Here is a 24,229-nt window from a genome sequence, read left to right on the forward strand (position 1 = left end):
GCATGAGCTTTACCCTACATCTTGACCACGACGCTAAAACCCCTAAGTACAAGCAAATTGTAAAATCGGTGATTAGCTCGATTGAACGTGGTGTTTTAAAACAGGACGACCAACTTCCTTCCATCAACGAACTTAGTGAAGAGTACTATTTAGCGCGCGACACCGTCGAAAAAGCCTATAAAGAACTCAAAGCACTGGGGGTGATTGACTCCGTACGCGGAAAAGGCTTTTATATTTTGAACGAAAAGCCAAAGCAAATGCGGGTGTTGTTGGTGATGAACAAACTCAGCGCTTACAAAAAAGCCGTGTATGAGGCTTTTGTGAGTACCTTGGGCGACCGCGCGACAGTGACGTTACACATACATCACGGCAACGTACGGGTGTTCGATGACATTATGAAAGAGAGCATCGGGCATTACCACTACTACGTCATCATGCCGCACTTTTATGACGAAGCAGACCGCGTGTCGGTATTGTCGATGCTTAAAAAGATTGACCCCAAAGAACTCATTTTACTCGACCGCGAGTTTTCGGATTTTTCGGGAGAATACGCCAGCGTTTACCAAGACTTTACGGACGATATTTACGGGGCTTTGCAGTCGGGAATAGACCTGTTGAGTAAATACGAGGAAATTGTACTCGTGTTTCCGCAGGATGTAAAGTACCCACCTGAGATTGTACGCGGTTTCCGCAACTTTTGTGCGCACTACCATAAGCAAGGACGAATTATCGGAAAAGCGTCCGACGATGAAGTTCTCAAAGGCCGCGCCTACATTGTGTTGGAAGATTCTGATTTGGCCGAATTAGTAAAAAAGACCAGACTACAAAGCCTGGTCTTGGGTGAAGAGGTAGGAATAGTATCTTTTAATGATACGCCCCTTAAAGAGGTTTTGGCTAATGGAATCACCGTTATTTCGACAAACCACAGCCAAATGGGGCGTACAGCGGCAGAATTGATTCTAAAAGGAAAGGTGATGAATCTCAAAAACCCTTTTGGCCTGATTCGGCGCGGCTCCCTTTAAAACGCCACTTATTGCTTTATACTAACCCTTTTAACAAATCGGGAAGTAGCCCGAAGAAAAGGGTAATGATGGTTGTTACAATCAACACCAAACGGTAGAATTGTGGTACTTTGATGGCATTTCCTTCGCCTTCGCGCATGTAAGCGGCAATCACGGCTCTGAAGTAATAATAGATACCCACGGCAGACATCAAAACGGCCACAATCAAAATCCACGTCAGGCCGCGCTCTACGACGCTTGAGAATACAAAGAATTTACCCCAGAACCCAGCCGTAAGCGGAATCCCAGCGAGTGAAAGCATCGAAACAGTTAGAACAAAAGCCAACAACGGGTTTTTCTTGCCCAAGCCATTGAAGGCGTTGAAGCTTTCGCTCACTTCGTTTGACCGTACGCCCGTTTCTTTGCTAACAATCATCAACACGCCAAAAGCGCTGATAGTAGCTAATGAATACGCCAATGAGTAAAATACAATCGCATCTTGTGATTGTGAACTAAGTGCTGTAAGGCTCAGAAGCAAGTATCCCGCGTGTGAAATACTGGAATAAGCCATCATGCGTTTGAAGCTATTTTGGTAAACAGCTGTAATGTTTCCTGCCAAAAGCGTTAGCACTGTAATGCCCGCTAGGGTTGACCACCAGAAGGTATAAGCACCCGAAAACGACCCAGACAGTAAGCGGTAAATGGCCGCAAAACCCGCAGTTTTTACAATCGTTGACATAAAGGCCGTAAATACCGTCGGCGCTCCATCATAGACGTCGGGAGTCCAGAAATGGAAAGGAGCAGCTGATACTTTGAAAAGCATTCCAATCAACAACATCAACAAACCTACGTACATCATCACCGACGGACTAGGGTTTGTCAATACGTATGACTTGAGGGCTGCCAGGCTGAATGAACCTGTAGCACCGTACAACAAAGCCATTCCAAAAAGCATAATTCCTGTCGCAAACGAACCCATTAAGAGGTACTTGAGGGCGGCTTCGTTGGAGCGTAAGTTACGCTTATCACTACCTGTCAGGACGTACATAGAAACCGAAAGGATTTCGACGCCCACAAATAGCATGAGTAGGTTTTCGTATCCAATCATAATGATGGCTCCTACCAACGAAAACAACATAATGGCGTAGTATTCGGCGGGTTGGGCAGCTTCATCGTCGATAAAACCGCGCGTAAGCGCCGAAATCAACAAAGCCGAAATCAACACAATGCCCGAAAAAGCCATCGTAAGCTTATTTTCGAAAAGCATTCCTTTGAAATACAACGACGGGGCATCGTTCCAGTTAGCAAAGTTGGCGATCAAGGTGAGAACCAATACCAAGAGTGTGGCAGGTAATAGTATATTTTTTGATTTTTGAAACCCCAAAAACAATACCAGAAGGCCAAGTATGGAAAGAAGTATGATTGGAAGCATTTTGTTTAATTTTTCAATTTGAAACTGAAACGGCGGCGAACCGCTTAAAAATAATTCTCAAATTAATAATGAATCATTTGTAAAAGGTTACTTACTGCGGGCTCGGTCAATTTCAAAAATGAATTAGGATAAAGACCCATCCAGAAAACCATAATCACTAATGGTACCAATACTGCCCGCTCGCTGAACGACAAATCGGCAAAATGCTCAGTGAATGCGGATTTTGCACCAAACATTGATTTTTGGAACAAACGAAGCATATAAACCGCTCCCAAAATGATGGTCGTACCCGCAATCGCCCCTAACCAAATATTTGACTCATACACCCCACGAAGTAATAAAAACTCACCTACGAAACCGTTTGTCAACGGAAGTGCAACACTTCCCAACATTAGAATCATGAAGTAAACCGTCAAATGAGGAGTGCGTTGGGTAATGCCGCCCAATTGCTCGATGTTACGCGTTTTAGTACGAGAAAAAATAATTTCGATGATAAAAAACAAACCTACGACGTTGATTCCGTGGGCCAACATCTGAATCAATGCGCCTTGTACACCACTGAGGGTTTGTGAAAACACCCCCGCCGACATCAAACCAACGTGTGCAAACGATGAATACGCAATGAGGCGCTTCATGTCGCGCTGCTGAATGGCGATAATAGAACCGTAAACAATTCCGATGACCGACAAAATGATGGCCGTTGTTCCCCACGTTTGTAAACCTAAAGGAACGATTGGCAACACAAAGCGAATGACGCCATAAACCCCCATTTTAAGCATAATACCTGCCAAAAGCATGGTAGCGGGTGTAGGAGATTCGGTATAAGTATCGGGCTGCCAAGTGTGGAACGGAAACACGGGCATTTTGATGGCAAACGCAATAAAGAACGCCCAGAAAATCCAGCCTTGCTTTTGGGCGTCAAGGGCTAATTTATAAAAAGCCGAAATTTCAGAAGTGTGCCCTTGGGCTGAACTCGTTTGGTAATACAAATACACCAAAGCCACGAGCATAAACAAACTTCCAAAAATGGTATAAACAAAAAACTTGAAAGTGACTTTGATACGGTCTTCGCCGCCCCAAACTGCCGCCAAGAAATACACTGGAATAAGGGCAGCTTCAAAGAATAAATAAAACAAGAATGCGTCGGTTGCGGTAAATACCCCCATCAAAGCAGCTTGCATGAAGAGGATAAGCGCATAAAACGTCGAAGCATTTTTGTAGGGCTGACGGAAGGTCGAGAGAACAATGAGGGGCGTCAAGAAGGCCGTAAGCATCACGAGCAAGATGCTGATGCCGTCGATACCTCCTGCAAACGAAATCCCTGCTGATTGAATCCAAGGGTAACTGAAACTGAACTGTTGGGCCGCCGTAGGTTGAAATTGAGCGTAAATCACCACTGCCAAAACCAGCTCAATCGCCGCCCCAATCAGGGCCAGCTGTTTCGCGCTGTTGTTTTTGGTGAGTAACGTAATCACCCCTGCAATCAACGGAATGAGTATAAGTGAAAGAGTAAGCATATTAAAATGTCGATTTCAGAATGTATCAAAAATTTCACTTCAGTAAGAAATTCCACGCCAATACAAGGACGATACCAATCACCATCGCAAACACGTAGAAGCCTGTTTCACCCGTTTGCAACAAACGAAGACGGCCGCCTAAAAACTGTACCAAACGACCTGAGCCGTTGACGATGACATCAATCAAGAACTCACCGAAGCTGTAAAGAATATCTGAAAGTTTGCTGATGGGCTTCACAAACACCGAATCGTACAATTCGTCGATGTAGTATTTGTTTTGAAGTACTTTGGGGAAACCTGTCACGTCTTTATCGGCCGCAGGAACCACTGCCTTGCTGATAAACAAGCTATACGCAAACCCAATGGCCAACACCGCCGCACCTACCGATACACCCATCAAAATATATTCGGTTGAATGTTCAAGGTGACCTTCAAAAAGCGCAGGGTTCACTTGTTTTGACCCTTCAAACAACGGAGCCATAAAATGACCCAATGCTTCGCCTCCGCCCAATACGTGCGGAATGTTCATCAAACCACCCACAGCAGAAAGCACTGCCAATACCATCAATGGAATCGTCATTGTAGCAGGTGACTCGTGCAAGTGGTGTTCTTGTTCGTGCGTTCCACGGAAGTCGCCAAAGAACGTTACAAATAACAAACGGAACATATAAAAGGCCGTCATCATTGCGCCTACAATTCCCAATGCCCACATGATTTTATTGTGCTCAAATACGTGCGCCAAAATTTCGTCTTTTGAGAAAAACCCTGAAAGAGGGAAGATACCCGCAATGGCAAACGTCGCAATTGTAAAAGTCCAGAAAGTAACGGGCAAATGCTTGCGCAAACCACCCATGTTGCGAATGTCTTGCTCGTCGGACATGGCGTGAATCACACTACCCGCGCCCAAGAACAACAACGCTTTGAAGAAGGCGTGCGTCATAACGTGGAACATCGCCGAGGTGTAAGCACCTACGCCCAATGCCAAGAACATGTATCCTAACTGACTCACGGTAGAGTAAGCCAATACTTTTTTGATGTCGTTTTGGTACAAACCAATGGATGCAGCTACAAGGGCGGTCAACAAACCTATTCCGCCGACAAAGCCGAGGGTAGCTGGTGCCAATGAATAGAGCACGTTGGAACGAATCACCATATAAATACCTGCTGTTACCATGGTAGCTGCGTGGATAAGGGCCGAAACAGGCGTTGGACCCGCCATCGCGTCAGGAAGCCAAGTGTAAAGAGGAATTTGAGCCGATTTTCCCATGGCTCCCACAAACAACAAGGCAGTGATGGTTACAATCACCGTATCGTTGATGCCAAAACCACCGTTTGCTGCTTTACTGAATACTTCGAGGTACTCGACCGAACCGAAGTGTTGGATAATCATAAAAATACCCAACAAGAAGCCCAAGTCCCCGATGCGGTTCATAATGAAGGCTTTGCGGGCGGCATTGTTGTAGTTGGTCACTTTGTTCCAAAAACCAATGAGCAAATAAGAACAAAGCCCTACGCCTTCCCATCCGATAAACATGATGACGTAGTTAGAACCCATCACCAACAGCAACATGAAGAACAAGAAGAGGTTGAGGAAGGCAAAAAACTTACCAAAACCTTCATCGTGGTGCATGTAGCCAATCGAATAAATATGAATCAACGAACCTACGCCCGTCACGACCATCAGCATCAATAGCGATAACTGGTCAATTTGGAACGAGAAAGGAATCGTAAGTTGTCCAATCGAAATCCAATCAAAAAGTTTTACCACTTGAGGCTGACCGTCGAAGCTGTTCCATGCCAAGATGGAAATAATGAAAGCTCCCAACGTAGCGGCCGAACCAATGACCCCCACTAGGCTCTTGGGAACGTGCCGAAAACCTACGCCATTGATGGTAAAACCAATCAACGGCAACAAGGGTATAAGAATAAGTAAGGATGGAGACATATATTTTTGAAACGTTAGTGGTCAATTGTTAACTGTTTAGAAGCGATGGCTGTTCAACGATTAACAATTAACGGATAACAAATAACAGCTTTTAATTACCATTTCAATTTATTCAAGAAACCAATGTCGATGGTTCGGGTATTGCGATAAATCATCACAATAATCGCCAACCCTACTGCCACCTCAGCCGCAGCTACCGCCATGATAAAAAACACAAAAACCTGCCCAACGGGGTCAGATTTATAGGTTGAAAAGGCGATAAGTAAGAGATTGACGGCGTTGAGCATCAGTTCGACGCTCATAAAAATGATCAGCGCGTTGCGACGGGTCAGCACCCCCAGAATGCCTATCACGAACAGTGTTGTAGCCAACAACACGTAGTTTTGGAGAGGGATAGACTGTATTACGCCAGGAATCGACGGTGTAGCTTGTGGAAACATATAGTAGTTAGGTCGAAAAGATGTCTGTTGGTGAAATAAGTCCCAAAAACGGGGGCAAATTTACTGAATAATCGTACTTGCCCAAATTAGAAGTCTAAAAACTGTGTTTTATGAGTATTTTCGAGCAGGCCCGATGATCCACCGCTTCAGTGTTTTTTGCCAAGTACTGCCCAACCAAGCGTCAAATAGTTTGTCTCTAATGCCAAGCGGAGGAATTTGGGGGGCTTGTTGAGGAGCAGCTGATAATACCAAATGAAAACTGCCACTGGCTGCGCCGCTGTATTTGATTCCTCCACGAACAAATTGAGTATTAAAAAAGTCAACAAACGCGGGTTGATGGTAAAGACCTAGTCCTTCAAATTTCTTAATCCACCAGTCTTTTGGCTGTACGGTTTGGTGCAGGTTGACGCCGTTGACAATATCATCCACGGTAGCGACACTCATAATCCATAAGCCATGGGGGGCAAGGTGTTTCTTGACATTGGAGGCTACCACCTCAATTTTGTCTTCGGCGATGTGTTCCATTAACTCCCACGAAGTCACCAATTCAAACTGAACGGGCGTTTTTTGGGCTTGAGTTTGGATAGAAATGTCAAAGTTTTCGGTGACATCGCAGGTAAACAAATTGTCGGGGATGGTTGCCCATTCGGCGCGTTTAAATTTCTTGGAATAATCACTTCCCTCTAGTCCAATGGCAAAACAGCCATCGTTTAGGCAGTCGCGAACAAACCCTCCACCCGCACACCCAATGTCTAAGATTTTCCAAGGGCGAGGAAAAGAAGCAAAAACTTGATATACTTTTTCATTGAAGCGATAGTTGCGACTATTGTCATTGGCAGTCCCCCAAGGAACCAAATGATCAGGTGAATCAAAAGCAATGGGTTTTAGGGTATCAACAACGGTACGAGAAGAATCAGTAAACTCAAAAGAAGAGGGAGACGAAAGCATAAAATCGATTTTGAAAATAGTTAAACCCCAAAATTACAGTAAATTGTAGAACTTACTTTATCATTTCCTCAAGTAATAAGGTTAAACGCATTAAAAAAGGTAGCCTCAGCGAGTCTAAATATTAGTAGAAAAAGGCAAGCAAATACCTCCTCAAAGCCGCCGGTGGCGCGAGCGTCTCCGCTCGTATCGTTATTAGCAGGCTTCTAGCCTACCATCTTTCCCATGAAGGCTTGAAGCCTAGGAAATAGTTAGCACGAGCGGGGACGCTCGCGCTATCGGGCGGACAATCAGGTAAATTTGACCGTATCTTTGCCAAAAAAGATGCCAATGGCAATATTACTGATTGGAAAATTGTAGAATGTAAAGGCGGAACAAGTGAGATTGGTGGAAGGCAAAGAAAAGTAGTATTACCTCAAAACCCAACACTTACCTATAATGAGCAAGGCACAGAAGCTTATATTAGAAGCATTATTGAGGATTTAACAAAAGATGGTAATTCTCTGTCTATTGAACAAGAACGTCTATTGCGAAAAATGAATATTGACATTGAGCTGCAAAAAGTTAAGTCATATGTTTTACGTCAACCATTTGATGACGCTACTGGCAATTTGAAAGAGGCAAAACTATCAACCATTTTTTAATTACCATGGAAAAAATAAAGTTACACGTAATTTCGGCTTGGACACCTGAAAAAAATGATCTTCTAAATGAAAGAGGAATACTTAGAGTTTCATGGGCAATTGAGGATTTTATTTCTATTTTAAATTCTTATAACTCTAAATCAAATTTAGGAGGACTTGCTGATATTCTATTTCGAGATATTGGAACAGCAAATCGTTATGCCAAGGAAAATTTTGTCTACAACCTACTCTACTACTATTCGCAATTAAACTACGCTAATTTTCTAATTCGCCTCAATGTCGGTAAACCTGTGCAGTTTACGATTGCCGATAAAGAAATAGAATCTATTGGTGAGTTTAAAAATAGTGAGATAGGCACAGGTCATGTCATTGCGGGTATTGCGGCGGCTCGTATTTTACGGAATCAACCCTTCTTAGATTTCTATGCCAATATACCTGTAACACTTACCGAGCAACAAAACCAAGAAGATATCATTGGCGAAACCATGATGTATTTTTACCAAACCCTTATCAAAGGTACTGCCGATAAAGATACTGCCGCTGTCACCCACTACCACATCAATAGTTTTTTAGATTGGGAAGAGTACAAAAAATACATCAAAGCAGAAGGTTTCAATTCAGAAAGTGTTTGGAAAATTGTTTTTGATTCTCGAAAACAAACAACGGGCTATTTCTTGTTTCCCCTCTTAGAAATTTATCATTATATCTTACACCAAGACCAAGTTGGTTATGAAAAAGCAGTTTATGAGGCATTAGTCAAATGGAAGGCGTTTTTCACAAGACCTAAATATATAGAAAACGGGCAAGAATTTGATTACAGCACTAGCCCAAGCGGCTACTTAGCCTTAGAAATTGCTGCGGCCTGTGCCTACGCATATGACAGAGGCATGAAATTAGAAACGGTAGAATCAGATTATATTCCCAAATGGATGATTGAAGGTAGGTTTGATAATTTTGAACTTTTGATCAAAGGTGACAGCCCCGCATAGTGGGAGCTTTTTGCGCCGCTTGGCAAAAGAAAAGTAATAAGTAAAGGGGATGAGCGGTCAGAGCAGCGTTGTGGATTTCTCCTGTCGTCGAAATGACAGAAAAAAGGATGAAATAAAGAGCACACGTGTAGCATGAGTGTAACACTCACGCTATCATTAGAGTAGACCAGTTGTGTTTTTTTTGATACAGTGCTTGCGGAGATTGTCTATGCAGTAGCTTATGCCTAAATCGTTTTAGGGAGAGCTATTGGGTTTGTTGACGTACTTTTTGCACAAACTCGACCGTTACCGAGACCAACAGCGCAATTTTAGCATCGTCAAAATCAGTTTCAGCCAAAAGAGTTTGAACAAAAGCATAATTACGCTCATAACGCTCTTTTTCAATTCCTTTTTCAATTCCTTTCTCAATTCCTTTTTCAATTCCCTTTTTTTCGCCTTTGGCTAACCCTTTTTTCTCTCCAATGCGGCGTTCACGCTCCAATACAAATTCTACGATGCCCATGGTCTGATTTGGTTTATTTAATGTTTGCTCTATTTCTATGTCAAATTTAACATCATTCTCTATTTTTCCAAAACGTACATATAACTTCAAAAATCCCATCAACGCCTCTATCTTGGCTCTCTCAAAGCCTTTGCTTACCAATCGTTTGAGTAAATTTATTTTTTGACTTAACAGTTCCTCCTCCGATATCTTTCCTTTCTTTAAAGCGACGAAAGCCGTCAAGATTACTAGCGCAAAAGGGTTATTACTTTGGGCTAATGTGTCTTGGTCTTGCTCCAAAATCTTGTATAAATTGAAATCATACCGAATACGGGTTCCCAGATACTGCTGTTCAAAGTGATTAGGCTTAAAACGTTTATTTTTATCCGTTAAAATGGCAAAAGCGGTAATGGGCCTCTGGTACTTATCGTAGATGCGGTAAAAATACTGAAACATGCGATGTGCAAAATCATTATCGCTACTGCCCTGCACTTCGATATGTACCAAAATCCAATGCTCGTCACCTTGTGTGGTAAAGACTTTTACAAGTTTGTCCACATACTTGGGTGAGAAATCGTCGGGATTGGCAGGGAAAAGTTGCTCAAGTTCTTTGTCTAAAAACTCAAATGGTTTGTTGAAATCGAACAATTCTTCGGCATTTTCAAAGAAAAACCGCAGAAAATCGTCGAACACATCTTCTAAAATGGCCTTCCAAAGGCTATCATCTCGTTTCATAGATTAAAAGTAACAGGAAATTCGAGGACTTACAACGGTCGCTATCACCAAAAAGTACCGATGTCTCGCTTGTGCTGCTCATTGCAGAGCAGCATTGTGGATTTCTCCTGTCGTCGAAATGACAGAAGTGCTTATTATTTGGAAAGACGCTTGCTTAGTTTCTCTCTAATGATTTGTAAGTCAGTTACTTTTAGTAAAAAACAACTGCTGATAAAAACGATTACAGCTAATCCTGCCAGCCCCGCACCAATAAAAAAACTTGCTACCTTGGAGTAATGACTTATAGCTTGCCAGTAGTCCTTGGCTAACCAACCTACGCCAACACTTACGATGAAAGCGAAGGTAATTTTGAGGACTTCAGGGAGTTCGTAAAAACCAAAATAGGCTTTTTTCTTTGTCCATACCGTAAGCAGCGGAACGAGCGCCATAAAGGTACTGTGCGTAAAGAGGTGGATGAGTACGCCCGTAAAACCAAAGGTTTGGATGATGAAGTAGCTGAACAAGGCCGAAAGAACGTGAACCACGCTCCAAAAATAGTACTGCAACTCAGGATTGGTAACCGAGACGGCAAGTTTGCGGTAAATCATGTAGGGCCCAGTGCAAATCATGGCGGCAAAAAACACGCACAAAAGCTGATAAACACGCGCTACGTCAGAAGCGTTGAATTTAACACCTCCCCAAAGCGTCCAGATGAGGTATTGGCCGCCTGCTATAAAAGGGATAAGTACCAAAAAGCCGATAAAAAAAGAAAAATTGAGGTTTTTGGCAACAAAAGCTTTGATCAACTGTCCGTTGTTTTGGTGAAGCAGACGGTTGATTTCGTTGAAAAAAACGGTGCTGACGGGGATTAAAAAGACGTTGGCCACTTTGCCATAAATAAGTTCGGCGTACCGAAACAACGCGTACGTACCTGCTGGCAAAAGCGAAAGAGCGGCGTTAAAAATAAACGTATAGACCTGCACGCCCCCCATGTAGGTTGAGGTCGCCATTAGGGTGCTAGACAGCTCACGGAGGGGAAAGTGAGGGTTACGAAAAAGCCAAGTGTGGCGGTAATGAATGTGCCGTAAATAATAAGTCACGGTACCAAACTGCGCCAAAACACTGATAAAAAGTGCCGCAACTAAGCTCCAAATATTGCCGTCTCTTCCCCAAATGCAAAGAATAAGAACGTGAACCAATTGCGAAATGGTACTGGTAAATTCGGTTTTTCCGTAGATATTTTCGGCATTGAGCATGCCCTGAAAAATGTTGGTGGCAATCTGAATTGGGAGCAAAAAACCCGTAAAACAGAAAATTTGCCATACTTGCTCTTTGGTGGTGAGTTTGAAGCCTGGCACGAGTAGGTTAACGAGGTCGGTTCCGCTCGCAATAAATAAGAGAACCAACAGAAAAGCGATTCCTACCAGGTAATTGGCCAAGGTGGCTACGATTGACATCGCTGCTTGGGTACTCACTTTGGATTTGATGCGATGGTAACGTGCTACGACTACTTCGACAAGCTGCCCTGCATTGACAAAGCGGGAGACGGTTGTGCCCAATACCGAAGCCGCGAAAAAAGCCTCTACTTCCGCCGATGTGCCAAAAAAATAGACCATGAGGGTGGAATTAACCACATTCAGGATGACATTGATGGTGTTGAGACTTAGTAACGTAGCTATGTTGCGATAATCTAAATTCATTTGAAGGTTTGTAGTATTTTTTTGCCAAGCTGTTTCACCCCAAAACTTACACGGTGGGAAATGCTGTACAAATGCGGATAATCAGTTTTTCGATTTGATACATAATTTTGATCAATCACATGGGTTTGAATCTGGGTTAGGTGTTCGCGTACGTACCGAGGAGAATTGGCTGGGGTCAAGACTACTTTTTCCATCCAAAGGTCTTTATGGAGGTCGATGACCTTATTCCTGAAGGCAGACATTGGGATGTGATTACAGCGCGTTGTTTGAATGATTTCCGCATCCGAATATCCTCCGTGCGGAAATGTCCGATATTTTCGCAAGATGCTCTCAAGGTCATAGCAATACGAATACTCAAACACCAGCGTACGCTCCCATTCAAGCACGGCTCCGATGTAATCAGAACGGAGTAGCCCCATGCCCATGTCGCCCGTGGCTTGGGCCAACCGCTGAACCGTAACGATGGGCGTAGCCCGAACGGCATTCCAAAGGTTGTCGTAGTCGTACCAAAATCGGCGGCGGGGGATTTGTAAAAGACCGTCGTTGGCAGAGGACAGTTTATTTTCTAAAAAAGAAAAATTATCAGGAAAAGAATCAAAATCAATCGCTTCGTCGGCATCCGAGAGAAGTACCCACGTATCGGGTTCGTGGCCGTATTTGTCAACAATGTACTTCTGCGCAAGTGAACGTTGACGGCGCTCCGAATCCATGCCTTGGGTGTCGATGTCTTTGCGTGTGTAATCAATGGGTGGGTGCTGCAACGAGGCCGAAATGAGGTGAAGGCGGTCGCGAAAGGGGGCAAAACGCTCGTCGGAGTCAAGTACTTGTTGGGCAAAAACACCCTTGTATTCTCCCTGAAAGGTATATTCATTTTCAACGATGACCCACTCTGTAACAAAACTCCCACCCAAAATAAATTTGATAAGAAGGGCTTCTTTTTCGTGGGGTTCACTAAATAAAAAAGTATCAATAATTTTTGTCATAAGTTAAACAGATGGTACTTAAGAGAACGCACAGGCTATCGGGAACGTATGCGAAATTGAGAAAAGGTGGTGTGAGTTGTGTATAACACGGGTTTTTCGCCAACTTTTAGCCAATTAATTTCGTACGCATCAAATGGTTGCAGACAGTCATAGACTTCGGCTTCGAGTCCTTTTCGGAAATAGCTTCGTTGTTTCACCATTGCCGCGAGACTATTGCGTTTGGAGGCTGTTGGAAATACAACGTGCTGATTATCTTTGGAAAGTACCAAGTAAATGGCCTCGTTGTCACGGCTAGGAAATTGGAGTTGCGGTTCTTCAATAAGCCAATAATTTCCGCAAGTAACTCCGTCAAGTTTTTTCTCTTCAAAACGTTCGACTACGGCCTGACTTGCCAAATCAGTACGGGTCGCGCTGTTGAGTTGGGTCAACAAATCGTACGGAGGAGTGACGATAAATAGGCCGCTTTGTTTGGCTTCAACGACATCCGCCCCAAATTGAGGGTTGAGAGAGGTTCCTAATACGTCGAGCCGATTGTGGAGTCTATTGTGGTAGTCAACAATCGTGCGCCATTCGGTGGTTTTTCGGAGGCCGATGTCACGGTAAAAACTCAGCACAGTCACCAACCCAACTAGCCCCCAAATCGACACGCGTCCCCAGCGAGGCAGGTGAAAAGGAAGGTGGCGGAAGGCCATTAGTAGGCTTACTGCCACGGCCAACGAGCTGTATTGTCGATAACGTCCTCCAATGATGATGCTCATGCCTTTCTCGGCCCGAAATAAGCCAACGGCCAAGGCTGTCAGTGCGACAAAAGCAACCAACGCCAAAAGAATAAGGTCGGTACAGTGACGGGTTTTGAGGTAATTTTTGGCCGTAATCAACGTCATTGCGGCAACGCCCATTCCCACAATCACCGCGATGATTTGTCCTGCTTTTCCTCCTAATAACGCGCCATAAGAACCCAAAAACGCTAGCACATTGAAAGGTAAAAGCGGTAAGTTACTTAACAAAAACAGGCCTTCGGACGGCTGTTGGCGCATTAGATAAAAGTAGCTGCCGCAGGTGATGACGCCCAAGCCTCCCCAAATTGTCCATTGCAAAAAAAGGCGGCGTTCGAGCAAGAGAATTAATAACCCAATGGGCCAAATCATGAGCCCGTTTCCGTTGCTAAACGTAGCGACCATTGCCAATGGGATTGCCCAGTACCAGCGACGAGCCGAGGTAAGCAACCAAGTACTGAAGGCAACGGGCACTAAAACCCAGATATTCGACCATAAAGCCATCGCCCACAAGGACGTGACGGAGTATTGAGGGTTTAAGAAAATAAAAACAACTAAGAGGAAATAGTGGGCTGGATAACGATGGCTCGCCACAAAGGTACGGTAAAGTAAGCCCAAAGGAAGGAGCAGCAGCCCATTCCCAAGCAGGACTAACGCCGCAATATTGATTTGCCCCGTCAGGCCATAATCAACCCAGCTTACCAACCGAGTCATCGAGATAATGTGCTCATTGTGAGGTAAAAATATAGAGCGAAGTTTTTCCCCGCCTGTCGCTTCACGAAACTTGAGTAGATAGTCTAAAATCGCATCGTAGTCATCGAGGTAGGGGATGTCCACGGAGTAGTGGGCGACGTAATAGAAATACCACGCTACGTAGAGAGTTGCACCGATAAGAAATCCTGTTAATCCAGCCGTTGTTTTAGACATTGTTGTTCAAAATAAACCCCACAAACTCGCGCACGGCCCCATCGCCACCTTTTTTTTCGAGTAATAGAATGTTCGGAATTTCCTTGATGGCCTTGACTGCATTGGCAGGACAAGCCGCAACGCCAACTGCGCTCAGAAGTTCGAAGCAATTGATGTCGTCTCCCACGTAGGCTACTTCTTCAAGACCGATGTTAAGTTCTTGGCAAATTTGTTGGGCAGTGGCCAGTTTACCCCCATCGCGCTTTCCTTGATAAAGATAATCAGCTTTGATTTTAGCCGCTCGTCGTGCCACGATTTGGGTATCTTCCGAGGTTACAATCCCCGTTTTGATGCCTGCTTTACGGAGCAGTTCAAACGCCATCCCGTCGTGCGTATGAAACCGCTTCAACTCGTCCCCACTTTCGGTATAATACATACTGCCGTCGGTCATGACGCCATCCACATCGGTTAAAAAGAGTTTTATCGCCATTGGGTCGTTCAGTTTATCATTGTAGTTTTTGTCATTTCGACGAAGGAGAAATCTAAGGTCGTATCGTCTGCTTGGTAGTGTAAAATTGCACTTTTTTATTTTCGGCCAAATGCACCAAAAACAACTGATATTCTCCTTCGGGAAGCTGACACGTCGCCAATTCTCCCACAAAACCAGGTTGGAAGTACGTTCGTTGCCGCACAAATTGCGCAGGCTTCGTCTTGAGCGAAGTTGTAGGATACAAGAATGCGTGTTGGTCGCTCTTCAGTGCCCAAAACCACATAGCGTTTGGCGTAAGCTCAAACTGTGGCGTGGTTGATTGTACGGTATATGCTTCCACACAACGCGTCGTATCGGCAGATTGATCAACGTGTAGGGTGATGGGCGCCAAGGGTAGTTTTTCCGAAGAGCTAGGCCACTTAAAGTCCGCCAAGCTAGTGAGGTCGGCTTTCAGTAGGTTTTTGGCCAAAGTTTCTTGAAAAATACTGGCAAATTCCTGAGGAGCGGGCATTTCAAGATACAGCGCGTTGTTGTGCTGCATGTTGTAGGCGTCGGTAAAAAAACGCTGATTGTCCATGTAGCGATAGCCCCAGTCGCGGTAGTAAGAAAACGCTCCTACTACAAGGCTTGCGGCCATCGTTCCCGCAAAAAGCCAGTTTGCGTGGCGTTTTGGATACAAATACACCATACTACTCAAATAAACAAGGGCTACGGCCAATGCAGAATAATGCCGATAGCGTCCCAAGTACATCGCATCTAGCCCAACGGGTTCGGTGCGTAAAATGGAAACGCCTCCCGCCGTTGCGAGAATAAACAAAAAGAAGACCAGCATTCGAAAATGGAAAGAAGTGCCGTACGAAGGCTTTTTCCATTGTCCCAAATTAATCACCACAAGTGCGGCCGTAAGCACAAACCCAAGTCCTAATGCTACTTTTTTGAGGCTTCCTGAAATAAAATCACCGTAGTTTCCCACGAAAATCATGCTTCCTAGCAGCCATTTCAACGGATTTTTTTGAACTCCGTAAAAAGTGTCAGGAATCCCGAGCGATTTGGCCCATTGGTAAGCCAAAATTACAAGAACGCTGGCGGTTCCCCACAAAACAAGGCGTTTGGGGGCGGCTCTTTGAAACAATAATACCCCAAAACCAATCAACAAGACCAACAAACCGTTGCCGTTGGAAAAGGTGGCGGTGAGTCCGAGAAAAAAAGCCAAGCCAAAACGCCAAAATTCTTTCTTCTCCGAAATCAATAAGTTGAACGATTCAACCGCCAGCCAAACCACAATCAGGTTAGACCAAAGTGCCATGGGCCAAAGCGCCGTTTCGGAAAACTGAACCTGAAAAAGAAAGAAGGGAACGGGCAAAAAATACAGTGTTGGAAGCTTGGCTTCTTGCGAAAGACGATACAATAGCCATAAAATCCGTACCCAAAAAAGGTTACCCAGAAAAATTATCATTTTCAAATCCATTTGCCCCGTGACGGCCACTTGGAGGTAGGCAATGAGTTTGGCGGGAAGAATCACGTGTTCCCGAAACGGTACAAAGAGCAATCGTCCTGCTTCGGGAGTAAACGGAAAAGCCTGATTAATAAAAGCCAAAATGGCAGGAATATCGTCCTCGTTGGGAAAAGGGGTGCTAAAATGATAGGCGTACCAAAAGAAAAATAAAACGGGAAGGCTAGCTGCGGCTAAAATAGCGAGTTTTTTGAGCATGAGGAATAACGTTTTTGGAAACTAGGTGTTACTCAAATCGGACACATTCGACCTGATTCATGGTTTCTTCGGCTTTGCGAAAACCAGCAAGGTCGTCGATGTCGATGGCATACTCAAAAGGCAAGACGTAAGGTAAAATAGGATAGCCTGACATGGATTTTTTCTCCAAAATAACGTGCGGACGAATGACGTCGAGGTTCCCGATATGCCAATGTACGGGCGGGAGTTTTTGACGGGGTTCATTGTAAAACTCAGGAAGAGTAGGGTGGCTCAAAAGCGGTTTCATCGTAGCCGTTTCGGGGTCATATACCCACATTTTATACGGCGTGATGGGGGTAGGAGTAATGGTGCGAATGCTATCGGCTTCGGGGGTATTCCAAAGCGTCTGAATGGCATCGTCGATGTGCCGAACCGACCGAACGGGCGACGTAGGCCGTAGCTGTACGACGAGGTCGGGGCGATAGCCTTCGTTTTCCCAAAACCAGTTGAGGGCGTGCGTAAATACATCAAAATCAGTGCTTAAGTCTTGTGCAAACTCTGCGGGACGTATAAACGGAACTTCGGCGCCGTATTTTTGGGCTGCCTCCGCAATGGCTTCGGAGTCGGTTGAAATGATGGTTCTGGTAATGGACGGGGTTTCGAGGGCGGCTTTGACACTGTACGCCACCAAGGGATGTCCAGCAAGGGGCAGTAAGTTTTTATTGGGAAGCCCTTTGCTTCCGCCGCGGGCTTGGACGATGGCTAAAACGTTTGGTTGCACCATAAAAATTAGGAGGCAAGAGGAGTTGTATTTTTTCGATATTTGAGCTTATGGCGCTGTTCGGCTTCGATGTCCAAAATTTCCTTGTTTTTAAACGTAAGGGCTTGTTGGATTTGGGTCAAGTCCCGTACCAGTTTTTGAAGACCTGGAACTTCAAGCGAGGCAGCGTGGTCCGTTCCTTTCCACGTACGGTCTTTGGTGAAATGGCGTTCAATCCAGCGCGCGCCCAAAGTATAGGCGGCAACGTCGGCGGCAATGCCCAAATGATGCCCCGAAAACCCAATTTCTTTGACTCGGTGATCGTAATGTTCGTACAAACGATTGATTTCCAGTAAACAAATGTCTTTGAAAGGCACAGGATAGCCCGACGTACAATTGTACAACACCAATCGACTTTTGGCTTGGTTGGTCACTTCAAAAAACTTGACCAATTCTTCAATTTCATCAAGCGTCGTCATTCCCGAAGAAATATGAATATCGCCCGCGTACTCGTCCCGAAGAAACTGAAGCATGTCGTAATGATTGTTACAAGCCGATGGAACTTTGATAAAATCGGGTTTAAGGGCGGCGATTTCTCGGGCGGAGGTAATGTCCCACACCGAGGTGGCGTAGCCAATGCCAATCGACTCGGCGTACTCTTTGAGGTCAGCGTGTTGTTCCCACGTAAACTCTAAAAATTCGCGGTGCGCGCCGTAAGTATTTCCGTACGCGTTGTAGGGTACGGGGTGAGGGGTGTTGTATTGTTCGTCGGTGAGCAATTCGCGGGCATTTCGCTTCTGAAATTTAGCGTAATCGGCACCGCAGTCTTTCGACAACTTGATAAGTTCTTTAGCGATTTCAAAGTCACCCATGTGGTTACAGCCAATTTCGGAAATGACCAAGGGTTTACGATAATCAAATTTGAATGCCATAGTACGTGCAATTTGGATTTGTTTTTAGAAGCAAAAAGGTCACAAAGGTAACGGTTGATTTTGAGTTTTGGCTATTGTGTTCCAATCCACCGTGCTAGTTACCTCGTATATTTGTATAAAAATTCGTAGGAACTTTTTTCCTCGAATTGAGTTACAATGATAGGTATTTTAATGAATATGAATCAATCTGTGTCGCAACCTAGTTCGAGTACTTCCAAAAATATTGGTAAAACGGGGGTTTTTATTGTAAACCTCGGTACGCCTGATAGCCCCAACACCCCCGATGTTCGCAAATATTTACGTGAATTTTTGATGGATGGGCGAGTGATTGACATTCCGTTTATCCCTCGTTTTTTGTTGGTTAATGGCATCATTGCACCGTTTCGCTCGCCAAAATCGGCCAAAACCTACAAAGAAGTATGGCTTCCCGAAGGCTCACCGCTGAAAGTGTATGGGTTGGCGGTTGAAAAAATGCTGCAAGAAGCGTTGGGCGACGATTACGTAGTCAAACTAGGAATGCGTTATCAAAATCCAAGTATTGAATCACGATTGATGGAGTTCCAAAAAATGGGCTTGACCGAAATCATCGTCATTCCATTCTTCCCTCAATATGCTTCCGCCACCACAGGTTCGGTATATGAAGAAGTAATGCGAGTGTTGTCTAAGTGGCAAGTGATGCCTTCGGTAAAGTTTGTGAACCAGTTTTTGGCACATCCTAAATTTTTGCAAGGATTTGTCCAAAATGCTCAAAAATACCTGCAAGCCAATAGTTACGACCATTTTATCTTCAGTTATCACGGGTTGCCTGAACGCCAAATTCGCAAAGGAGATTGTACCAAAGAGGTATGCAAACTGGGCAGCTGCTGCGATACCTTACACGCGATGAACCAACACTGCTACCGCGCGCAGTGTTTTGAAACGACTCGATTGTTAGTAAAAGCCCTCAACATTCCTGAAGGAAAATATACCACCTGTTTTCAGTCACGATTGGGCAACGACCCGTGGATTAAGCCCTACACTGAAGACGTTATCAAAGAGCTTCCCAAAAAAGGAATGAAGAGCGTTTTAGCTTTCTCTCCCGCTTTTGTTGCCGATTGCCTCGAAACCACCCTCGAAGTAGGTGAAGAATACAAAGAAGTATTTGAAAAAGAAGGTGGTAAACACTGGGATTTGGTCGAAAGCCTCAACGATAGCCCGATTTGGGTAGAAACGTTAGTGGATTTAGTCAAAACGTGTTAGCGCCCCGTGCCCGTGGTTGCCATTCCGTGCCCGTGGTTGCTTACAACCACGGAAAACGTGTCAGCGGTTGCTCACAACCGCGTTTGTTGGTGAAAGTGGTTGCTCACAACCACGCTTCCGCGTGTGTAGCGGTTGCTCACAACCGCGCGGTATAGAAATCAAAGTCGTTCAAAAAATGGTGAGTTTATAAGGAGAGTTGGCTTTTGTCTCTAATGTTCTATTGGGATAATTGCTAACCTTCCGATTTCATGCAACACCAACGACGTCTGTTCCTCACATTTCTACTCTTTACAGTACTTCATTGTTCCCGAGCCCAAGCTCCGCCCCAGTGGCAGGAAGTGCAGCCTGGCATTTGGAAAGCCACGGCGGGCAAGCCTGAGAAAATCAGCTTACTGAGCGCTGCGGGCGCCAAACCCAACCTGACAGCACTGGCAGCCTTGCCTAAAACGCCGTTTCCGCTGGCAAAAACCGACATCAGCGTGCGGGTTATCGACGGTAAAACGTACCTGCGCTTTCCGCTGGAAGAAGGCGAGCAGCTGTTTGGGCTGGGCCTGAATTTCCAGACCGTCAATCAGCGCGGACGAATCATGGAGCTGCACGTTGACCACTACGGCAGTAAAGACAATGGCCGTACCCACGCTCCCGTGCCTTTTTATGTATCGTCCAAAGGCTACGGCGTACTGGTAGATGCCGCGCGTTACATCACGGTCTATGCGGGTACGGCCGTGCGAACCGATGCCAAACACCCGCCCGTCCTGCGCGACCGCAACACCGACAAAAAATGGGAAGCCCAGCCGTATTCTGATGCGGTGGAAATGCTCGTTCCTGCCGAAGGGGCAACGCTGTATGTCTTTGGCGGACCTACGCCCATGAACGTGGTGCAACGGTATAACCTCATGAACGGCGGCGGTTATTTGCCCCCAAAATGGGGTCTAGGTTTCACCCAGCGCGTACCGACTTTGTACTCACAGGACGACATTCTGAACGAAGTACAGAGCTTTGAAGAACACAATTTTCCGCTCGACTTCATCGGCGTTGAGCCGGGTTGGCACAGCATGGCCTACCCGTGTACGTTTGAGTGGGAGAAAACCCGTTTTCCCGACCCCAAAGGTTTCTTGAAAAAACTGGCTGATAAAGGCATTAGCGCTAATCTCTGGATGAACCCGTACGTGTCGCCCGTCGGGACGTTGTACCCCAAAATCAAACCTTTTACGGGTTCACACACGGTTTGGAACGGGATTGTGCCTGATTTTACGATGCCGCAGGCTCGGCAGTTATTTAAAGAGCATTTTATGAGTCAGCACCTCAACATCGGAGTGGGCGGCTACAAAATCGACGAGGTGGACGGCTATGACAACTGGATTTGGCCTGATGTGGCCACCTTTCCGTCGGGAACGAGTGCCGAGCAAATGCGACAAACCTACGGGCTGATGGTGCAGCAGATGACGGGGAGCTGGTTCAGGGAAATTAATAAACGGACGTATGGGCTGGTGCGGGCATCCAACGCGGGCGCGAGCAGTTTTCCGTACGTGATTTACAACGATTATTACAGTCATAAAGACTTTATTACGGCATTGGTAAATAGTAGTTTTATCGGTGTCCTCTGGACGCCTGAGGTGCGCGCTTCCAAAACGGCCGAAGAATGGGTACGTCGGATGCAGTCGGTTTGTTTTTCGCCGATGGCCATGCTCAATGCCTGGGCCGATGGCACGAAGCCGTGGTCGTTTCCTGAGGTAGAACAAGCCGTTCGCGACGTGGCAAATCTCAGGATGCAGCTATTACCCTATCTTTATTCTACGTTTGCTCAGTATCGGTTTGAGGGAAAACCGCCGTTCAGGGCGATGAATCTGGTCGAAGGGTTTGGTTTTAAGTCGGTGACGGTGGCAGGAACGTTTGACGCGACGGGTAATCCGTACGCCATGAGCATCAAAAAAGACATCAAAGACCAGTACATGATGGGCGATTACCTGTTGGTGGCGCCGATGTTTGCGGGCGAAAAAAGCCGCGAGGTATATCTGCCACAGGGCAAATGGTATGATTTCTACACGGGGAAAGAGGTTGGCGAAAATCAGGTAATTACCGTTACGCCTGCATTGGACAAAATTCCGCTGTTTGTAAAAGATGGTGGCATTATCCCGATGACAACGACCCGTCGGCAAGCTCCTAAAAATGGTGAAGTACTTCCGCTAACCGTTCGTCACTACGGCACGGCGACAGGAAGTTTTCAGCTTTATGATGATGATGGAACGACCTTTGACTTTGAAAAAGGGGCGCGTTCGTTTACCCGATTATCGGTAACGAAAGGCGCTGATAGTAGGCTCAAAGGCGAAATGGATACGCCCACCAGCGGAAAGCCGTTTGGGTATTCAACAAAAATTAACTGGGAATTTATGACTCCGTAAATAAACTCCCCGAGCGTTTAAAACCCTCGGGGAGTTGAAAATACTATCTCTAATGAAAAATCTTTCCAAACTAAGCCGCAAGATATTGCGGCTTTATGTGATCTTCGCTGCCCTGACAGCACACGCCCAAACCCAACCCCGCTACAACCAACCCGCAACCGTTGACTGGCTGGTAACACCCGTTACCCAAAAGGCTGAAGTCATTACGGAAGGCAAAAACATCATTTTGTACAACGGACTGGTCAAGCGCGTTTTTCGCATCGAACCCAACGTCGCCTGTATTGATTACAAAAATCTGTCGAACGGTCAACAACTTTTACGGGCCGTTAAGCCCGAAGCCAAAATCGTAGTCAACGGAAAAATGTACAACATCGGCGGGTTAATGGGTCAAAAAGAAAATGCTTATTTGTTGCCCGAATGGGTTGATAAATTTACCGTCGGTAAAGACGATTTTGTAGCAGCGGGTCATTCAGTATCGGAAATAAAACCGTTTGTGAACTGGAAAGCCAATTCGTGGGCAGCGACCCAAAAAGGCCCTTCGGGCAAAGTGCTGACCTTCCGCTATAAAGCGCAGGCCGAAGCCGTGAAAGGGCTGGAAGTGACGGTTAACTATGAACTGTATGACGGTATTCCGTTGATTGTCAAGTGGGTGTCGGTTGAAAATAAACAAACGGGTGGGCTTAAACTCAATCGGGTGGTCAACGAGGTATTGGCATTGGTGGAAGAAGAAAGTGCCGTCGTGGGTAAGCCTACGGAAATGAAAAAACAGCACGGTATGTACGTAGAAACGAACTACGCCTTCAACAACGCCATGCGCTACGACATCAGCGACCAGACTACGCACTGGAAAATTGACTCGACTTATACCTCGCAGGTAAATTATAATTTTGAAACACCTTGCCTGCTGGAAGTATATCCCGAAAAAGCCCCGGGCATTGATCTTCAACCCAATGAGGTGTTCAAATCGGTGCGGACGCATGAGTTGTTGATGGATAGCTATGACCGTCAGCGGCGAGGGATGATGATTCGGAAAATGTACCGAACGGTGGCGCCGTGGACGACCCAAAATCCGATTTTTATGCACTTGGTGAGCAAAAATGATCAGGAAGTCAGGAGTTGTATTGACCAATGCGCCGCCACGGGTTACGAAGCGGTCATTCTGAGTTTCGGCAGTCACCTCAATATGGAAGATAGCACGGCCAAAAATATTGCTCGCTGGAAAGAATTGGCCGATTATGCGCATAGCAAAAACATTTTATTGGGTGGGTATTCGCTGTTCAGTAGCCGACGCATCAGTGACGAAGACGACGTGGTTGATCCGAAAACGGGTAAGCCCGGCGGCGCGTTTTTTGGTCATGCCCCTTGTTTTGGCAGTAAATGGGGACTAGCTTACCGCAATAAAATCAAGCACTTTTTTGCAAAAACAGGGTTTGACATCTGGGAAAACGACGGCCCTTACCCAGGCGATGTGTGCGGCTCAACCGTACATCCAGGCCACAAAGGGTTGGACGATTCGCAGTGGCGACAGATGGAAATCCAGAAGGAATTATATCGTTGGCTGAACGAGCGCGGGGTGTACATCAACGCCCCAGACTGGTATTTTCTGGACGGTACGCACAAAATCGCCATCGGGTATCGGGAAGTGAATTTCTCGTTGTCGCGCGAGCAGCAGCGTATTCTGAACCGCCAGAACATTCACGATGGCACGATGGAAAAAACGGCTTCCATGAGTTGGGGCTTTGTGCCGTTGACGCGTTATCAGGGCGGTGGGCCCGAGGCGGTGCTGGAGCCATTGAGCGAGCATTTGACGGATTATGAACAGCTAATGGTGCAGTACTACGGAGCGGGTGTGCAGGCTTGTTACCGTGGCCCGCGCCTGTACGATACCGAAACCACCCGTCAGCTGGTGTCGAAAACGGTGGCGTGGTACAAACAGTACCGCGACATTCTGAACGCCGACATGATTCACCTGCGCCGCGCCGATGGTCGCGACTGGGATGGTTTTATCCATGTTGACCCGCAACAGAAGCAGAAGGGGTTTCTCATGCTGTATAACCCGACCAAAGAGCGCATCACGCGGACAATCAACGTTCCGCTGTATTACACAGGCTTGACGTCGTCCGCTACGTTTAAAGAAAAAGGGGCAACTGCCAAAAAATACACCCTCAACCGCAACTACGAAGTATCGTTGACCGTCACGATTGACCCTGAAAGTTATACGTGGTTTACAGTGGAGTAACCGA

General features: G+C 45.8%; 18 protein-coding genes. 5 read left to right on the forward strand and 13 right to left on the reverse strand.

Going from position 1 to position 24,229, the window contains the following annotated elements; translation table 11 throughout:
* Positions 1-2: 2 nt before the first annotated feature.
* The gene (locus K339_RS0111420) at positions 3-1,022 is read left to right on the forward strand and encodes a GntR family transcriptional regulator (RefSeq protein WP_028523687.1); all 1,020 of its coding nucleotides are present in this window, start codon (positions 3-5) and stop codon (positions 1,020-1,022) included.
* A 16-nt stretch (positions 1,023-1,038) separates the two neighbouring features.
* Here the strand turns inward: K339_RS0111420 and K339_RS0111425 are convergent, their stop codons facing one another.
* The 5 genes from K339_RS0111425 to K339_RS0111445 all read right to left on the reverse strand — a co-directional run bounded on the left by K339_RS0111425 (position 1,039) and on the right by K339_RS0111445 (position 7,283).
* Entirely contained in the window at positions 1,039-2,433 is a 1,395-nt protein-coding gene (locus K339_RS0111425) for an NADH-quinone oxidoreductase subunit N (protein WP_028523688.1), read from the reverse strand.
* Between the two features lie 62 nt (positions 2,434-2,495).
* Positions 2,496-3,950, reverse strand: a complete 1,455-nt coding sequence (locus K339_RS0111430) for a complex I subunit 4 family protein (RefSeq protein WP_028523689.1) — start codon at positions 3,948-3,950, stop codon at positions 2,496-2,498.
* A gap of 34 nt (positions 3,951-3,984) precedes the next feature.
* Positions 3,985-5,895: an NADH-quinone oxidoreductase subunit L gene (nuoL, locus tag K339_RS0111435; protein WP_028523690.1), complete on the reverse strand. Its 1,911-nt coding sequence runs from the start codon at positions 5,893-5,895 to the stop codon at positions 3,985-3,987.
* A gap of 95 nt (positions 5,896-5,990) precedes the next feature.
* Positions 5,991-6,335 carry an NADH-quinone oxidoreductase subunit NuoK gene (nuoK, locus tag K339_RS0111440; protein ID WP_028523691.1) on the reverse strand — a complete coding sequence of 115 codons (345 nt, stop codon included), beginning with the start codon at positions 6,333-6,335 and terminating at the stop codon, positions 5,991-5,993.
* A gap of 108 nt (positions 6,336-6,443) precedes the next feature.
* Entirely contained in the window at positions 6,444-7,283 is an 840-nt protein-coding gene (locus K339_RS0111445; protein WP_028523692.1) for a class I SAM-dependent methyltransferase, read from the reverse strand.
* Positions 7,284-7,929: 646 nt separating this feature from the next.
* On the opposite strand from K339_RS0111445, the gene K339_RS0111450 reads away from it, so the two are divergent.
* Complete coding sequence (locus K339_RS0111450; RefSeq protein WP_028523693.1) at positions 7,930-8,913, forward strand: Imm49 family immunity protein; 984 nt, start codon at positions 7,930-7,932, stop codon at positions 8,911-8,913.
* Positions 8,914-9,157: 244 nt separating this feature from the next.
* Here K339_RS0111450 and K339_RS0111455 read toward each other — a convergent pair whose 3' ends face one another.
* The 8 genes from K339_RS0111455 to K339_RS0111490 all read right to left on the reverse strand — a co-directional run bounded on the left by K339_RS0111455 (position 9,158) and on the right by K339_RS0111490 (position 18,345).
* Positions 9,158-10,129: an Rpn family recombination-promoting nuclease/putative transposase gene (locus K339_RS0111455; protein ID WP_028523694.1), complete on the reverse strand. Its 972-nt coding sequence runs from the start codon at positions 10,127-10,129 to the stop codon at positions 9,158-9,160.
* Positions 10,130-10,263: 134 nt separating this feature from the next.
* Positions 10,264-11,808, reverse strand: a complete 1,545-nt coding sequence (murJ, locus tag K339_RS0111460) for a murein biosynthesis integral membrane protein MurJ (protein WP_028523695.1) — start codon at positions 11,806-11,808, stop codon at positions 10,264-10,266.
* On the reverse strand, positions 11,805-12,791 hold the full coding sequence (locus K339_RS0111465; RefSeq protein WP_028523696.1) for a hypothetical protein: 987 nt from the start codon (positions 12,789-12,791) through the stop codon (positions 11,805-11,807). Before K339_RS0111465 ends, murJ begins: the two co-directional genes overlap by 4 nt.
* Before the next feature lie 35 nt (positions 12,792-12,826).
* Positions 12,827-14,494: a hypothetical protein gene (locus K339_RS0111470; protein WP_028523697.1), complete on the reverse strand. Its 1,668-nt coding sequence runs from the start codon at positions 14,492-14,494 to the stop codon at positions 12,827-12,829.
* A complete protein-coding gene (locus tag K339_RS0111475) occupies positions 14,487-14,963 on the reverse strand; it encodes a 3-deoxy-D-glycero-D-galacto-nonulopyranosonate 9-phosphatase (protein ID WP_037300188.1) in 477 nt (158 codons plus the stop codon). The genes K339_RS0111470 and K339_RS0111475 overlap by 8 nt, the downstream gene beginning before the upstream one ends.
* A gap of 52 nt (positions 14,964-15,015) precedes the next feature.
* Complete coding sequence (locus K339_RS0111480) at positions 15,016-16,674, reverse strand: LTA synthase family protein (protein WP_028523699.1); 1,659 nt, start codon at positions 16,672-16,674, stop codon at positions 15,016-15,018.
* 28 nt (positions 16,675-16,702) lie between these two features.
* Positions 16,703-17,437, reverse strand: a complete 735-nt coding sequence (locus K339_RS0111485; protein WP_028523700.1) for an acylneuraminate cytidylyltransferase family protein — start codon at positions 17,435-17,437, stop codon at positions 16,703-16,705.
* 5 nt (positions 17,438-17,442) lie between these two features.
* Positions 17,443-18,345: an N-acetylneuraminate synthase family protein gene (locus K339_RS0111490; protein ID WP_028523701.1), complete on the reverse strand. Its 903-nt coding sequence runs from the start codon at positions 18,343-18,345 to the stop codon at positions 17,443-17,445.
* Positions 18,346-18,522: 177 nt separating this feature from the next.
* On the opposite strand from K339_RS0111490, the gene hemH reads away from it, so the two are divergent.
* The 3 genes from hemH (at position 18,523) to K339_RS0111505 (ending at position 24,225) form a co-directional block, all read left to right on the forward strand.
* A complete protein-coding gene (gene hemH, locus K339_RS0111495) occupies positions 18,523-19,584 on the forward strand; it encodes a ferrochelatase (RefSeq protein ID WP_028523702.1) in 1,062 nt (353 codons plus the stop codon).
* 248 nt (positions 19,585-19,832) lie between these two features.
* Positions 19,833-21,986: a TIM-barrel domain-containing protein gene (locus tag K339_RS0111500; protein ID WP_028523703.1), complete on the forward strand. Its 2,154-nt coding sequence runs from the start codon at positions 19,833-19,835 to the stop codon at positions 21,984-21,986.
* Between the two features lie 52 nt (positions 21,987-22,038).
* Positions 22,039-24,225, forward strand: a complete 2,187-nt coding sequence (locus K339_RS0111505; protein WP_051397961.1) for an alpha-galactosidase — start codon at positions 22,039-22,041, stop codon at positions 24,223-24,225.
* Positions 24,226-24,229: the final 4 nt, after the last annotated feature.

It is taken from the genome of Runella limosa DSM 17973, assembly GCF_000482465.1.
GTDB classification, from domain to species: domain Bacteria; phylum Bacteroidota; class Bacteroidia; order Cytophagales; family Spirosomataceae; genus Runella; species Runella limosa.